At 61.0% G+C, this 14,014-nt stretch carries 12 protein-coding genes and 2 tRNA genes; 9 read left to right on the top strand and 5 right to left on the bottom strand.

Going from position 1 to position 14,014, the window contains the following annotated elements; translation table 11 throughout:
* Positions 1 to 377: 377 nt before the first annotated feature.
* Positions 378 to 566 (top strand): putative motility protein, encoded by a 189-nt coding sequence (locus ACUXV1_RS06150; protein ID WP_043641810.1) that lies wholly within the window; start codon positions 378 to 380, stop codon positions 564 to 566.
* A gap of 60 nt (positions 567 to 626) precedes the next feature.
* On the opposite strand, the gene ACUXV1_RS06155 is transcribed toward ACUXV1_RS06150, so the two are convergent.
* The 5 genes from ACUXV1_RS06155 to trxB all read right to left on the bottom strand — a co-directional run bounded on the left by ACUXV1_RS06155 (position 627) and on the right by trxB (position 5,050).
* A complete protein-coding gene (locus tag ACUXV1_RS06155) occupies positions 627 to 1,454 on the bottom strand; it encodes an alpha/beta hydrolase (RefSeq protein ID WP_232060563.1) in 828 nt (275 codons plus the stop codon).
* Positions 1,454 to 2,857 carry a PhoH family protein gene (locus ACUXV1_RS06160; RefSeq protein WP_043593601.1) on the bottom strand — a complete coding sequence of 468 codons (1,404 nt, stop codon included), beginning with the start codon at positions 2,855 to 2,857 and terminating at the stop codon, positions 1,454 to 1,456. The genes ACUXV1_RS06155 and ACUXV1_RS06160 overlap by 1 nt, the downstream gene beginning before the upstream one ends.
* Before the next feature lie 57 nt (positions 2,858 to 2,914).
* The gene (locus ACUXV1_RS06165) at positions 2,915 to 3,367 is read right to left on the bottom strand and encodes a peroxiredoxin (RefSeq protein ID WP_019101399.1); all 453 of its coding nucleotides are present in this window, start codon (positions 3,365 to 3,367) and stop codon (positions 2,915 to 2,917) included.
* 98 nt (positions 3,368 to 3,465) lie between these two features.
* Positions 3,466 to 4,089 (bottom strand): Smr/MutS family protein, encoded by a 624-nt coding sequence (locus ACUXV1_RS06170; protein ID WP_446015086.1) that lies wholly within the window; start codon positions 4,087 to 4,089, stop codon positions 3,466 to 3,468.
* 4 nt (positions 4,090 to 4,093) lie between these two features.
* Complete coding sequence (gene trxB, locus ACUXV1_RS06175) at positions 4,094 to 5,050, bottom strand: thioredoxin-disulfide reductase (RefSeq protein WP_446015087.1); 957 nt, start codon at positions 5,048 to 5,050, stop codon at positions 4,094 to 4,096.
* A 579-nt stretch (positions 5,051 to 5,629) separates the two neighbouring features.
* Between trxB and tig the strand changes: the two genes are divergently transcribed.
* From tig to ACUXV1_RS06215, 8 genes are all read left to right on the top strand, one after another.
* Positions 5,630 to 6,937 carry a trigger factor gene (tig, locus tag ACUXV1_RS06180; protein WP_019101402.1) on the top strand — a complete coding sequence of 436 codons (1,308 nt, stop codon included), beginning with the start codon at positions 5,630 to 5,632 and terminating at the stop codon, positions 6,935 to 6,937.
* Between the two features lie 18 nt (positions 6,938 to 6,955).
* Positions 6,956 to 7,588, top strand: coding sequence for an ATP-dependent Clp endopeptidase proteolytic subunit ClpP (clpP, locus tag ACUXV1_RS06185; protein WP_019101403.1), 633 nt, complete (start codon positions 6,956 to 6,958; stop codon positions 7,586 to 7,588).
* A gap of 19 nt (positions 7,589 to 7,607) precedes the next feature.
* Positions 7,608 to 8,882, top strand: coding sequence for an ATP-dependent Clp protease ATP-binding subunit ClpX (gene clpX / locus ACUXV1_RS06190; RefSeq protein WP_019101404.1), 1,275 nt, complete (start codon positions 7,608 to 7,610; stop codon positions 8,880 to 8,882).
* 143 nt (positions 8,883 to 9,025) lie between these two features.
* Positions 9,026 to 11,443, top strand: coding sequence for an endopeptidase La (gene lon / locus ACUXV1_RS06195; protein WP_043641823.1), 2,418 nt, complete (start codon positions 9,026 to 9,028; stop codon positions 11,441 to 11,443).
* A 174-nt stretch (positions 11,444 to 11,617) separates the two neighbouring features.
* On the top strand, positions 11,618 to 11,887 hold the full coding sequence (locus ACUXV1_RS06200) for an HU family DNA-binding protein (protein ID WP_019101406.1): 270 nt from the start codon (positions 11,618 to 11,620) through the stop codon (positions 11,885 to 11,887).
* Positions 11,888 to 11,931: 44 nt separating this feature from the next.
* Positions 11,932 to 12,007, top strand: a tRNA-Val gene (locus ACUXV1_RS06205).
* A 6-nt stretch (positions 12,008 to 12,013) separates the two neighbouring features.
* Positions 12,014 to 12,090: transfer RNA gene (locus tag ACUXV1_RS06210), tRNA-Asp, on the top strand.
* 72 nt (positions 12,091 to 12,162) lie between these two features.
* Positions 12,163 to 13,998, top strand: coding sequence for a SurA N-terminal domain-containing protein (locus ACUXV1_RS06215; RefSeq protein ID WP_446015088.1), 1,836 nt, complete (start codon positions 12,163 to 12,165; stop codon positions 13,996 to 13,998).
* Positions 13,999 to 14,014 lie beyond the last annotated feature (16 nt).

The raw sequence follows: 14,014 nt of genomic DNA on the forward strand, positions 1-14,014 counted from the left end.
TGCTTTGGCATGTCGCGGGTCAAGGGCGGCGCATTTCCCATGGAGATAGTCGCGGGCCGATGAGGCGGTGATCACGCCGGCCGCGTTGAGGCAGCATGGCGACCGGCTGTTCTTCATTCACTTGCATGAGCGGCGAGTCATCGCGGAACGCCAGTGAAACGCTTGGATGGATGAGCGGGAAATCGATCAGGTATAGGCTGTGCAAGCGCATGGACGGGGGAGAATGAGGGTAGCGATGGTTGTGCGCGGAAATGGCGAGGCGTGCTCGGCGCTGTAGTGTATTGGATACAAAAGACTAAATTCTGCGATGACAGCCTGAGGCAATGCGTCTAGACTATAGCCATGCGCATTGTGCGTGTTTCAAAGGGAGGCAAAGTATGGATGGATTGAGTCAGATCAGCGGGCAAGGCGTATCCAACAGCCTCCAGATCTACGCATTGAAAAAAGCCATGTCGGCGTCGGCGCAGTCGGCTTTGAGTCTGGTGCAGGGCGCGTCCGATAATATGGCGCAGGCCCAGGCCAGCAATCCCGCCCATCTGGGGCAGAACATCGATACCCGCGCCTGATCCGGCGCGGGAACTGAAAAAGCGGCCTTGGCCGCTTTTTTTATTACGGATTGTGGGCGTTCAAGCGCTGAGCGCCTGATCCCAATCCTCGGGGAATTGGCGTTCCAGCCAGTTCGCCAGCCATTCGGCCACGCTCTCCCAGCGGGTGTCCAGCATCATCATGTGACCAAGATGGGGCAGAATGTCCGCCGCCACGTCCAGGCGGCGCGCGGTGGCCACCACGTCCTCAGGCCCCACCAGCCGGTCTTCCGCCGCGCCCAGCACCAGCGCCGGCAGCCTCGTCAGCGGCCGGTTGGTCAGCGGGTTGACCAGGGTCATGTCCATTAATGCGCGCTGACTTTCCTGTTGGCAACGGCTGATCAGCAGCTCCACGGCCGATTCGGGCGCGTCCGGCGATAGCAGCATGTCTTTCAGTTCGATGAACTCCGGGTCGTACAGGCCGTGCTGGTACATATTGAGCTTGAGAAACAGGGCGGGCGCCTGCGTCAGCAGCCTCAGGCTGGAAGAGGCCAAGCCGGTGGGCGGCACCGAGGCCAGCAAGGCCGCGCCCGGAAGCTTGTGGCGGCTCAGATATTGCTGCACCACATAGCCGCCCATGGAGTGGCCCACCATCACCGGCGCGGCCGGCAACTGTTTGAGCGCGAAGTCCAGATTGCGCACATAGTCGTCGATGCCGATGGCGGCTAGGTAGTCCCGGCCCTCGCTGCCGCCGTGGCCTTCCAGGCTTAGCGCCCAGCAATCGTAACCTTGCCGGGCGAACCAGGGCATGAAGTTTTCCCGCCAGCACCAGGCGCCGCAGAAGGCGCCGTGAATGAACAACAACGGCGGCGCATGGCGCGCCGCCGTTGTGGCCGGGGCTTGATGGAGCAGCTCCAGGCGGGGGTGCATCACAGTACTTCTGCTGCGTGGTCGGCCAGCCGCGAGCGCTCGCCGCGTTGCAGTGTGATATGGCCGGAATGGCCCCAGCCCTTGAAGCGGTCCACCACATAAGTCAGGCCGGAGCTGCCCTCGGTCAGGTAGGGGGTGTCGATCTGAGAGATATTGCCCAGGCAGACCACCTTGGTGCCGGGGCCGGCGCGGGTGATCAGCGTCTTCATTTGCTTGGGCGTCAGGTTCTGAGCCTCGTCTATGATCAGGTATTTGTTGAGGAAGGTGCGGCCGCGCATGAAGTTCAGCGATTTGACCTTGATGCGGGAGCGAATCAGATCGCGCGTCGCGGCGCGGCCCCAGTCGCCGCCGTCGTCATCGCTCTTGTTGAGCACGTCCAGATTGTCCTCCAGCGCGCCCATCCACGGCGCCATTTTTTCCTCTTCGGTGCCCGGCAGGAAGCCGATGTCCTCGCCCACCGGCACGGTGACCCGGGTCATGATGATTTCGGAGTACAGCTTCTGTTCCAGTGTCATCGCCAGGCCGGCGGCCAGCGTCAGCAGCGTCTTGCCGGTGCCGGCCTGACCCAGCAGCGTGATGAAGTCCACCTCAGGATCCATCAGCAGATTGAGGGCGAAGTTCTGCTCGCGATTGCGCGCGGTGATGCCCCAGACATTGTTTTTGTGGTGGCTGTAGTCCTTCAGCGTCTGCAGCACTGCGGTCTTGCCTTCCACCTGAGTCACTCGCGCCTGCAGCGGCTGGGCGCCTTCCTGCCACAGCATCTGGTTGACGTAGAGATTCTGGCCGTCCGGGCCTTTGACCTGGTAGTAGCTGCGGCCTTGTTCCTGCCAGGATTTCATGTCCTTGCCGTTGCGCTCCCAGAAGCTCTCGTCAATCTCCCGGGTGCCGGTGTACAGCAGGTCGGTGTCTTCCAGTACCTTGTCGTTGAAATAGTCTTCCGCGTCCAGGCCCAGAGCGCGGGCCTTGATGCGCATATTGATGTCTTTGGATACCAGGATCACCGAGCGGCCCTGCTGCAGTTCCTTCAGCGCCATCACGATGCCGAGGATCTGATTGTCGGCCTTGCCCACCGGCAGCGACGGCGGCAGCACGCTGTGTATCGCCTGAGTCTGCAGGATCAGCTTGCCGGTGGCGGCGTCGCGGCTGGCGTTCTTCAGCGGAATGCCGGATTCGATTTTGGCTTCGGCGCCGCTGACGATCTCATCGAGGAAACGGCTGGCTTGGCGCGCATTGCGCGCCACTTCGGACATGCCCTTCTTGTGGGTGTCCAATTCTTCCAGCGTGATGATGGGGATGAACACATCGTGTTCTTCGAAACGATACAAGCAGGTGGGGTCGTGCAGCAGCACGTTGGTGTCGAGAACAAACAGCTTGCTGGCGCTGATTTTTTTGCGGCTGGCCATAATGATCCCCTGGTTTTATCGCGGGGCGGTCCGGTGGCCGGTCGCCCCGACGCGGTTTTAGAGCGTCTTAACGAAGTCCAGCACCGCCGCGGCGTGGCCGGGCACTTTGACGCCGCGCCATTCGCGCGCGATGTCGCCGTTCCCGTCAATCACGAAGGTGCTACGTTCAATGCCTCTGACTTGTTTGCCATACATATTCTTCATCTTGATGACGCCAAACAAATTGCAGACGGTCTCCTCTGTGTCGGACAGCAGTTCAAACGGCAGCTCCAGCTTGGCCTTGAAATTTTCATGGGATTTCAGACTGTCGCGGGAAATGCCGACGATGGCGGCCCCGGCGGCGGCGAATTCGGCATGGAGGTCGCGGAAGTCCATGCTTTCATTGGTGCAACCGGGAGTGTTGTCTTTGGGGTAGAAGTAGATCACCAGCGGCTTGGGGCTGGAGGACAACTGAAACGTGACGCCGGCGGTGCCGGGCAGGGTGAAGTCGGGGCAAGCAGTGCCGGACATGCAGTAACTCCTGTGGTGGAACTGGGTGGTGCGTCCGCCTTGTTTTGAGATTAGCGGATTCCCGCCCGGTTAGACAATGGGAATGGGTAACGAAATTTTCACGGCGTGTGTTCGCGCCGCAGCAGCACCAGAAGCGCGCCGGCGCCGCCCATGGTTTCGCCGGCCTCGCAGAAGGCCAGCACGTCGGGGTGGTGCTTGAGCCAGGAGCGCACCATGCGTTTGAGCACTGGCTGGCCGTTGGAGCCGAAGCCCTTGCCGTGTATCACCCGCACACAGGGGCCGTGTCGGCGCGCCTGGTGCAGGAACAATGCCAGCGCGTCCTGTGCCTGATAGCGGTCGCAGCCGTGCAAGTCGAGCTGACGCGTCACCGGCCAGAAACCGGCGCGCAGCTTCTTCAGCGTGGCCGAAGGCATGCCGGGTCGGGCGAAATGGGCGTCGACCTCGGCGGGTTCGAACCAGCCCACCATGTGCTGCAGCAAGGCCTGCTGCACTGCTTCCGACGCTTGGCCGTGCTGATGGCGGCGGCGCGGATGCGGGCTGGGATTGGGGCGGGGGCTGGCGTGACGGCCATCCGGCTTCATGGGCTTGACGTCGCGAAACAGCTGGCGGAAATCCGGCTCCGGTTCGGCCTGAGGCGCGGCGGAAACGGAAACGCCAGCGGGCGCGCGGGAGTCGCGCACCTGCTGGCGCAGGCCTTGCAAGGCTTTCTTGAAGGCTTTCAAGCGTTTACTTCAGGCTGTCCAGATAGCGTTCCGCGTCCAGGGCGGCCTGGCAGCCGGAGGCCGCGCTGGTCACCGCTTGGCGGTAGATATGGTCCTGCACGTCGCCGGCGGCGAATACGCCCGCCACGCTGGTGGCGGTGGCGTTGCCTTCGCGGCCGCTCTTGGTGATCAGGTAGCCGGTGGCGTCCATTTCCAGCTGGTCTTTGAAGATTTCAGTGTTGGGTTGGTGGCCGATGGCGACAAACAGGCCCATCACCTTGATTTCTTCAGTGGCGCCGTCCTGCATCGATTTCAGGCGCAGGCCGGTGACGCCGGAGTCGTCGCCCAGCACTTCGTCCAGAGTGGCGTTCAGCTTCAGGCTGATCTTGCCTTCCTTGACGCGGTCCATCAGTTTGTCGATCAGGATTTTCTCTGCGCGGAAGGTGTCGCGGCGGTGGATCAGGGTGACGTGCTTGGCGATATTGGCCAGGTACAGAGCCTCTTCCACGGCGGTGTTGCCGCCGCCGATCACCGCCACGTCCTGGTTGCGGTAGAAGAAACCGTCGCAGGTGGCGCAGGCGGACACGCCCTTGCCCTTGAAGGCTTCTTCTGACGCCAGGCCCAGGTATTTGGCCGAAGCGCCGGTGGAGATGATCAGCGCGTCGCAAGTGTATTCGCCGGCATCGCCCACCAAACGGATCGGTTTTTCGTGCAGATGCGTGGTGTGGATGTGGTCGAACAGGATTTCGGTGCCGAAGCGCTCGGCGTGTTGCTGAAAGCGCTGCATCAATTCCGGGCCCATCACGCCGGCGGCGTCCGCGGGCCAGTTGTCCACATCGGTGGTGGTCATCAGCTGGCCGCCTTGCGCCAGGCCGGTGATCAGCACCGGCTTCAGGTTGGCGCGCGCCGCGTAAACAGCGGCGGTGTAGCCGGCGGGGCCGGAGCCAAGAATCAGCAGGGGGCTGTGGCGAGTCGTGGTCATGATGTTTTCCTGTGTGAGAAGCGGTAAGAGAGCCGATGGCGACGGTCCGGGGCGGAGTGCTTGGAGCCGAGAACGCGCCGTTCAGTTCTGAAGTATGGAGCCAAGCCGGCGGAATCCAAGCTCCTGACGCCCGCCGACGTCGGCCGCGCCTGCGCGGCGGCGACCGTTTCGGCTGACAATATACAAGAGCGGCGGGGCAAGGTTAAGGGCCGGCGTGATTGGAATATTCAACATTGCTGATTGAAATCCTTTATCGCCCGTCCAGGCCGTCCTATTGGCCGGGCTTGGTCCAGGTCAAAATCATTTGCGCATTCACGCGTTGATTCAAAAGCTTGCCGTTTCTCGGGCCGTCCTCATGCCGGAATTCGTGGCGGGGCTGGGCCCGCCTGGCCCGCCGCGGCCGCGTGGCGGCTACTTGCCAGCGCCGGCCGCGTGCTATACTGTCCGCTTTCGCGTTGGGTGCGTGGTGTAACTCCACGCAGCGCCAGTCTAAGGTGAGGCAATGTCCTTCGAGTCTGCCGATCCGTGGCGTCGTACCGTCCCAGATGACTAAACCTGTCACACACTTAAGGATTTAACATGCAAGTACAGCTGGAAACATTGAGCAATCTTGAGCGCCGCATGAATATCGCCCTGCCGATGGCGGCTATCGACACGCAAGTGGCCGAGCGCCTGAAGCGCGTGGCCCGCAACGCCAAGATTCAAGGTTTCCGCCCGGGCAAGGCTCCGCTGAAGATCGTGGAAATGAACTACGGCGCCCAGGTGCGTGAAGAAGTGATGGGTGAGCAGGTTCAACAGGGTTTCTACTCCGCCGTGAGCGAGCAGAAGCTGCGTGTCGCAGGTTACCCGCGTTTCGAGCCGGTAGCCGCTGGCGACGACAAGGAAAACTTCAAGTTCGCAGCCACTTTCGAGGTTTACCCGGAGGTGAAGCTGGGTGAACTGGCCGGCAAGGAAGTGGAAAAGCCGCTGACTCCGGTGACTGACGCCGAAATCGAGAAAACCATCGATATCCTGCGCAAACAGCGCACTCGCTACAACCGCGTTGAGCGCGAAGCCGCCACCGGCGACCGCGTGATCATCGACTTCAAGGGCGCCATCGACGGCGTGGCCTTCGAAGGCGGTTCCTCCGAGAACTTCCCGTTCGTGCTGGGTCAGGGCCAGATGCTGGCCGAGTTTGAAGCGGGCGTTGCCGGCATGAAGGAAGGCGACATCAAGAGCGTGGAAGTGAGCTTCCCCGAGGACTACCACGGCAAGGACGTGGCCGGCAAAACCGCCGTGTTCGAAATCCTGCTGAAGAATGTGGCCGAAGCCGTGCTGCCGGAAGTGAACGAAGAGTTCGCCAAGCAGCTGGGCATTGCCGACGGCGACGTAGAGAAAATGCGCGCTGAAATCCGCAAGAACGTGGAGCGCGAAGTGAAGCGCCGCCTGCAGGCCCGCACCAAGGAAAACGTGATGCAGGTGCTCTTGGACTCCACCGAGATCGAACTGCCGAAAGCCCTGGTCAGCCTGGAAATCGGCCGTCTGGTCGAGCAAGCCCGTCGCGACATGCAGCAACGCGGCATGAACGTCAAGGACATGCCGTTCCCGCCGGAGCTGTTCGCTCAACAAGCCGAGCGCCGCGTGGCTCTGGGCCTGATCCTGTCTGAAGTCGTGGAATCCAACAAGCTGGAAGCCAAGCCGGAGCAGGTCAAGGCCATGATCACCGAGTTTGCCGACAGCTACGAAGATCCGGCTGAAGTGCTGACCTGGTACTACGCCAGCCCGGACCGCCTGGAAGGCCCGACTTCCATGGTGCTGGAAGACAATGTGGTTGAATTTGTGCTGTCCAAGGCCAATGTTGTAGAGAAAGAACTGTCCTTCGACGCCCTGATGGGCAACAACGCCTGATAACAGCTGGAGTGGCCGATGAAATCGATGATGGAACCTCAAGGTCTGGGCCTGGTGCCCATGGTGGTGGAACAAAGCGGCCGCGGCGAGCGCGCGTATGATATCTACTCGCGTCTGCTGAAGGAGCGCATCGTTTTCCTGGTGGGCCCCGTCACGGATGAGTCGGCCAACCTGGTTGTGGCGCAGATGTTGTTCCTTGAATCGGAAAATCCGGACAAGGATATTCACTTCTACATCAACTCGCCGGGTGGGTCGATTACCGCGGGCATGTCCATTTACGACACGATGAACTTCATCAAGCCGGATGTTTCCACCTTGTGTATCGGCCAGGCCGCCAGCATGGGCGCCTTCCTGCTCGCCGCCGGCGCGCCGGGCAAGCGCTTCGCGCTGGCCAACAGCCGGGTGATGATTCACCAGCCGCTGCTGTACGGCGGCGGTCTGTCCGGCCAGGTCACCGATATCGAGATCCACGCTCGCGAACTGGTCAAGGTCAAGGCCAAGATGAACGAGCTGTTGGCCAAGCACAGCGGTCAACCGCTGGAGCGGGTGATGGCCGACACCGAGCGCGACAACTTCATGTCCGCCGACGAGGCACAGGCCTACGGCTTGATCGACAAAGTGCTGACGTCCCACAAGGACGTGAAAGCTTAAGGAGTGATGGAATCCGCCAATGGCTGACAAGAACAGCAATGAAAAGCTTCTCTACTGCTCTTTCTGCGGCAAGAGCCAGCATGAAGTCCAGCGCCTGATCGCCGGGCCGCAGGTCTTCATCTGCAACGAATGCGTCGAGTTGTGCAACGACATCATTCGCGAGGAGCTGGAGAAGGGCGTCGGCGATGCCGCGTCCGCCCCCGAAGACAGTCCGCTGCCCACGCCTCAGGAAATCCGCGCGGATCTCGACCAGTACATCATTGGTCAGGATTTCGCCAAGAAAACCCTGTCGGTGGCGGTGTACAACCACTACAAGCGCCTGAGCAGCCCGGCAAGCAAGAACGACGTCGAGCTGGCCAAGAGCAATATCTTGCTGATCGGCCCGACCGGCTCCGGCAAGACCTTGCTCGCCCAGTCGCTGGCCCGTCTGCTGGACGTGCCCTTCGTCATCGCCGACGCCACCACGCTCACCGAAGCGGGTTACGTGGGCGAGGATGTCGAGCACATCATCCAGAAACTGCTGCAAAAATGCGATTACGACGTGGACAAGGCCCAGCGCGGCATTGTCTACATCGACGAGATCGACAAGATCTCGCGCAAGTCGGAAAACCCGTCCATCACCCGCGACGTATCGGGCGAGGGCGTGCAGCAGGCGCTGCTGAAGCTGATTGAGGGCACCGTTGCCTCGATTCCGCCGCAGGGCGGCCGCAAGCATCCGAATCAGGAATTCATTCAGGTGGACACCACCAACATCCTGTTCATTTGCGGCGGCGCTTTCGACGGCCTGGAGAAGATTATTCGCCAGCGCTCGGAGAAGGGCGGCATTGGTTTCGGAGCCGACATCAGCTCCAAGGACGATGGCAAGAGCTTGTCCGTGTTGTTCCAGGAGGTGGAGCCTCAGGATCTGATCCGTTTCGGTCTTATTCCTGAACTGATCGGCCGGCTGCCGGTGGCGGCAACGCTGGAGGAGCTGGACGAGGAAGCGCTGGTCACCATCCTGACCCAGCCGAAGAACGCGCTGATCAAGCAGTATCAGAAGCTGTTCTCGATGGAGTCGGTGGAGCTGGAGGTTCGTCCGTCCGCCTTGCGCGTGATCGCCAAGCAGGCGCTGATCCGCAAGACCGGCGCGCGCGGCTTGCGCTCCATTTTGGAACGGGCGTTGCTCGACACCATGTACGAGCTGCCGTCCATGGCCGATGTGGAAAAAGTGGTGGTGGATGAAAAGGTTATCGACAAGGGCGACAAGCCGTTGTTCATCTATCGCGACAAGGACGACAAGGCGCAATCGGCCTGATTGTTCGCCGCGAATCCGGAGACCGCCCAAACCGGGCGGTTTTTTATTTGTAGAGCCGGAAATCTGATTTAGTATGGGGGTGTTGAATTTTACTGTCTGCCCCCCATCTCCCAAGCATTGTTTCACAAGCAAGGTTAGGTGATATGCCGCAACCCGCAGAACTCAAAGAAGAATCCACGCTGCCATTGCTGCCATTGCGCGATGTGGTGGTCTTCCCCCATATGGTCATCCCGCTGTTCGTCGGCCGCGCCAAGTCCATTCGAGCACTGGAGCTGGCGATGGACGAGGGCAAGCAAATCCTCTTGGTGGCTCAGCGTTCCGCCTCCAAGGACGAACCATCCGCCGACGATCTGTACCCAGTCGGCACCATCGCTTCGGTGTTGCAGATGCTCAAGCTGCCGGACGGCACCGTCAAGGTGCTGGTCGAAGGCCGTCAGCGCGCGATGATCGAATCCGTAGGCGAGGAAAACGAGTGCTTTGTCGGCGCCTTCAAGCCGCTGAGCCCGGAAGCCGAGGAATCGACCGAGACCGAGGCAATGCGCCGCGCGCTGCTTGCCCAGTTTGAGCAGTATGTCAAACTGAACAAGAAAATTCCGCCGGAGGTCTTGAACTCGCTGGCCGGCATTGACCGCGCCGGCCGCATGGCCGACACCATCATCGCCCACCTGCCGCTGAAGCTGGAGCAGAAGCAGGAAGTGCTGGAGATGTTCGATGTGCAGCAGCGCCTCGAACACCTGATGTCTCAGCTGGAAGGCGAGATCGACATCCTCCAGGTGGAAAAGCGCATCCGCGGCCGCGTCAAGCGGCAGATGGAAAAGAGCCAGCGCGAGTACTACCTGAACGAGCAAGTGAAGGCGATTCAGAAAGAGCTCGGCGAAATGGACGAGGTCAGCGACCTCGACGAGCTGGAAAACAAGATCAAAGCCGCAGGCATGAGCAAGGAAGGCCGCGAGAAGGCGATGTCCGAGCTCAAAAAGCTGCGCATGATGTCGCCGATGTCGGCCGAAGCCACCGTGGTGCGCAATTACATCGACACCCTGCTCGAACTGCCGTGGAAGAAGAAAACCAAGATCAGCAAGGACGTGGCCAAGGCCGAGGAAGTGCTGGACGAGGATCACTTCGGTCTGGAAAAGGTCAAGGAACGCATCCTGGAGTATCTGGCGGTGCAACAGCGCGTCGACAAGCTCAAGGCGCCCATCCTGTGCCTGGTGGGGCCGCCGGGCGTGGGCAAGACCTCGCTGGGTCAGTCCCTGGCGCGCGCCACCAACCGCAAGTTCGTGCGCATGGCGCTGGGCGGGGTGCGCGACGAGTCCGAGATCCGCGGCCATCGCCGCACCTATATCGGCTCCATGCCGGGCAAGGTGCTGCAGAACATGAGCAAGGTGGCGGTGAAAAACCCGTTGTTCCTGCTGGACGAAGTGGACAAGATGGGCGCGGATTTCCGCGGCGATCCGTCGTCGGCGCTGTTGGAGGTGCTGGACCCGGAGCAGAACCATTCCTTCATCGATCACTACGCCGAAGTCGAATTCGACTTGTCCGACGTGATGTTCGTGGCCACTGCCAACTCGCTGAACATTCCGCCGGCGCTGCTGGACCGGATGGAGATCATCCGCCTGGCCGGCTACACCGAGGACGAGAAGGTCAATATCGCCACCAAATACCTGCTGCCCAAGCAAATGAAGGCCAACGGCGTGCAGGAGGGCGAACTGGCGGTGCAGGAGTCCGCGCTGCGCGACATCGTGCGCTACTACACCCGTGAGGCCGGCGTGCGCAGTCTGGACCGCGAGATCGCCAAGATCTGCCGCAAGGTGGTGACCAGCGCCTCGCTGAAGGCGGGCAAGGCGGCCAAGGTGACGGTCAGCGGCCGCAATCTGGACAAATACCTGGGCGTGCGTCGCTTCGACTACGGCATTGCCGAGGACGAGAATCGCATCGGCCAGGTTACCGGGCTGGCCTGGACCGAGGTGGGCGGCGAACTGTTGACCATCGAGGCGGTGTCGCTGCCGGGCAAGGGCAACATCATCCGTACCGGCCAACTGGGCGAGGTGATGCAGGAGTCCATCACGGCGGCGATGAGCGTGGTGCGCAGCCGCGCGCGTTCGCTGGGCATCAAGCCGGACTTCTACGAGAAGAGCGATATGCACATCCACGTGCCGGAAGGCGCGACGCCCAAAGACGGGCCAAGCGCCGGCATTGCGATGACCACGGCCCTGGTGTCCATCCTGACAGGCATTCCGGTGCGCGCCGACGTGGCGATGACCGGCGAGATCACGCTGCGAGGCGAGGTGTTGCCCATCGGCGGCCTGAAGGAGAAGCTGCTGGCCGCTCACCGCGGCGGGATCAAGCATGTGTTGATCCCCAAAGGCAATGAAAAAGATTTGGTTGAAATTCCCGCCAATATCAAGCATAAAATCGAAATCCATGCCGTTAAGTGGATAGACGAGGTCTTGACCTTGGCGTTGGAGCGGCAGCCGGAGCCTTTGCCGGAGGAGGACAAGCCGGCGGAGGAGTTGCGAGCGACGCAGGAAGCGGCGCAAGGCGTGTCCGTGATGAAGCATTAAGAATCATGGCCTTAGCCGAACGTTGAATAACTTGTGTACAAGCGGCTTTCCAGCGTGTTTGCGAAATGGCAAAATGCCCGTCAAAGCCGCTTGACACAAGGATTTCGCCCTTGCTATAAAGCAAGCGGTTTTTATCCGAATTACGTAGACCGAGAACGACGAAAGGGGACTTACGTGAACAAGTCTGAACTGATTGACGCTATTGCCGCTGAGGCCGATATCTCCAAAGCCGCCGCCGCCAAGGCGCTGGATGGCATGGTGGCCGCTGTAACCGACGCTCTGAAAAAGGGCGACACCGTGACCCTGGTGGGCTTCGGCACCTTCTACGTTGGCGAACGCGCTGAACGCAGCGGCCGCAACCCGAAGACCGGCGCCACCATCAAGATCCCGGCAGCTCGTTCGCCGAAGTTCCGTGCTGGCAAGGCACTGAAAGACGCGCTATAATTAGCGGCCTTGGCAGCCCCTAGCGGCTGGCAAGGTGTTTCGAGGGGCGTTTAGCTCAGTTGGTAGAGCGTCTGCCTTACAAGCAGAATGTCGGCGGTTCGACTCCGTCAACGCCCACCACAGTCCGGAGCGGTAGTTCAGTTGGTTAGAATACCGGCCTGTCACGCCGGGGGTCGCGGGTTCGAGTCCCGTCCGCTCCGCCAGAACTCACAAAAAGGTGAACGAAATTCAGCGTTCACCTTTTTTTTTGACAAGGGTGGCTCAAGCCAATCGCCATGTTCGAGTTTGTCCAGAACAATAAAGTCTTCATTCAGGTTGTATTGGGAGCTGTTGCGTTGACCTTCGTGGGCTTCGGCGTGGGCAGCTATGAAGCAGCTTCCGACGACCCTTATCTCGCCAAGGTAGGTTCCTCCAAGATTTACAAGCGCGATCTGGATCGAGCCTTGGAAGGCCAGCCCACCGATCCGGCCAGCCGTCAGGCCGCGCTGGAAAACCTGATTCGTCAAGAGCTGCTGCTGTCCGACGCACACGACCGCGGCGTCACCGTCAGCCCCGAGCAGTTGCGCAAAGTCATTGCCTCCATTCCCGCCTTCCAGGACAACGGCAAGTTCAGCCCGGAACGTTATCGCGAGTTCCTGCAAAACCGCTACCCGTCGCCTGAGGCATTCGAAACCCAGGTCAAACGCGACCTCGTGCTGCAAAGCCAGCTGACCGGTATCGCCGGAACCGAGTTCGTCGCGGGCACGGTGGTCAATCGCTTGGCCGGCCTGTTGGGCGAGGGCCGCGAAGTGCGTTCCTTGCTGTTGAAGCCGGCGGACTTCGCCGCTGAAGTCAAAACCGACGAAGCATTGCTCAAGGCCTTCTACGACGCTAATTTGAAGCGTTTCCGCGTGCCGGAGCGGGTCAAGCTCGATTATGTGCTGCTGTCCCAGGACGCGTTGGCTCAAGGCGTCAAGCCCAGCGACGCCGAGCTGCAGAAGTACTACGAAGAACACAAGGCCGAGTTCAGCAATGAGCAGCGCCGTGCTTCTCACATCTTGCTGACGGTGGCCAAGGACGCCAAGCCGGAGCAGAAGGCCAAGATCAAGGCGGAAGCCGAGGCGTTGTTGAAGGATGTTCGCGCTAATCCGGCTCGTTTCGCGGAGTTGGCCAAGGCCAAGTCGCAAGACCCGGGTTCCGCGGCCAATGGTGGCGATCTGGGCTTCTTCGGCCATGGCATGATGGTGAAGCCTTTCGACGACGCGGTGTTCCGGATGAAGCCGGGCCAGATCAGCGAAGTGATCGAGACCGAGTTCGGTTATCACATCATCAAGCTGGACGAGGTCAAGGCGCAGGACTTCACCGAAGTGAAGGCGGCTATCGCCGAGAAGCTGCAGCGTCAGCAGGCGGGCAGCCTGTTCCGCAGCCAGGTCGACAAGCTGACCGAGTTGGCTTACCAGCAGGGCGACTCATTGAAGGCTCTGCAGGAGCAACTGAAGCTTCAGCCTCAGCATTCGGATTGGCTGAGCCGCGGCAAGCCGGCGGCGGACCCTCTGCTCAACAGCCCCAAGGTGCTTGAAGCGGCGTTCAGCGAGGACGTGCTGAAGAAGAAACACAATAGCGAGCCAGTGGATATCGGCAACAACCGCCTGTTGGTAGTGCGCGTGGCCGAGCATCAGCCGGAACGTCAGCAGTCGATGGACGAAGTGCGCGATGTAATCAAGGCCGAACTGGTGGCCAAGGAAGGCGCCAAGTTGGCCGAGAAGAAGGGCCAGGCCCTGTTGGCTGAGCTGAAGGCGGGCAAGGGAGATGGCAAGGCCTGGGGCGAATCCAAGACCCTGCTGCGCCGCGATCCGGCCGGGTTGCCGATTGCCGACGCGCGCGCCGTGTTCGCCGCTCAGGCGGGCAAGCTGCCGGCCTTCGCCGGCGCCAAGCGTGATAACGGAGAATACGCGCTCTATCGCATCGACAAGGTGATTCCTGCGCCAGCGGCCAGCGAGGCCGAACGCGGCCAACTGAGCGCCATTTTGGGCGAGATGAACGCCAACGCTCAGTTGTCCAGCTATCTCGACACGCTGCGTCAGAAGTACAGCGTGACGATGGGCAAGCAGGGTTTGTCCGACGCTCAATAAACCCGTGTTGGAGTTG

The sequence above is a fragment of the Chromobacterium sp. W521 genome, assembly GCF_052805975.1.

Bases quoted from the DNA above. Each gene is read 5' to 3' on its own strand.
- ACUXV1_RS06150 (WP_043641810.1), top strand. From the start codon at position 378: ATGGATGGATTGAGTCAGATCAGCGGGCAAGGCGTATCCAACAGCCTC.
- ACUXV1_RS06155 (WP_232060563.1), bottom strand. From the start codon at position 1,454: ATGCACCCCCGCCTGGAGCTGCTCCATCAAGCCCCGGCCACAACGGCG.
- ACUXV1_RS06160 (WP_043593601.1), bottom strand. From the start codon at position 2,857: ATGGCCAGCCGCAAAAAAATCAGCGCCAGCAAGCTGTTTGTTCTCGAC.
- ACUXV1_RS06165 (WP_019101399.1), bottom strand. From the start codon at position 3,367: ATGTCCGGCACTGCTTGCCCCGACTTCACCCTGCCCGGCACCGCCGGC.
- trxB (WP_446015087.1), bottom strand. From the start codon at position 5,050: ATGACCACGACTCGCCACAGCCCCCTGCTGATTCTTGGCTCCGGCCCC.
- tig (WP_019101402.1), top strand. From the start codon at position 5,630: ATGCAAGTACAGCTGGAAACATTGAGCAATCTTGAGCGCCGCATGAAT.
- clpP (WP_019101403.1), top strand. From the start codon at position 6,956: ATGAAATCGATGATGGAACCTCAAGGTCTGGGCCTGGTGCCCATGGTG.
- clpX (WP_019101404.1), top strand. From the start codon at position 7,608: ATGGCTGACAAGAACAGCAATGAAAAGCTTCTCTACTGCTCTTTCTGC.
- lon (WP_043641823.1), top strand. From the start codon at position 9,026: ATGCCGCAACCCGCAGAACTCAAAGAAGAATCCACGCTGCCATTGCTG.
- ACUXV1_RS06215 (WP_446015088.1), top strand. From the start codon at position 12,163: ATGTTCGAGTTTGTCCAGAACAATAAAGTCTTCATTCAGGTTGTATTG.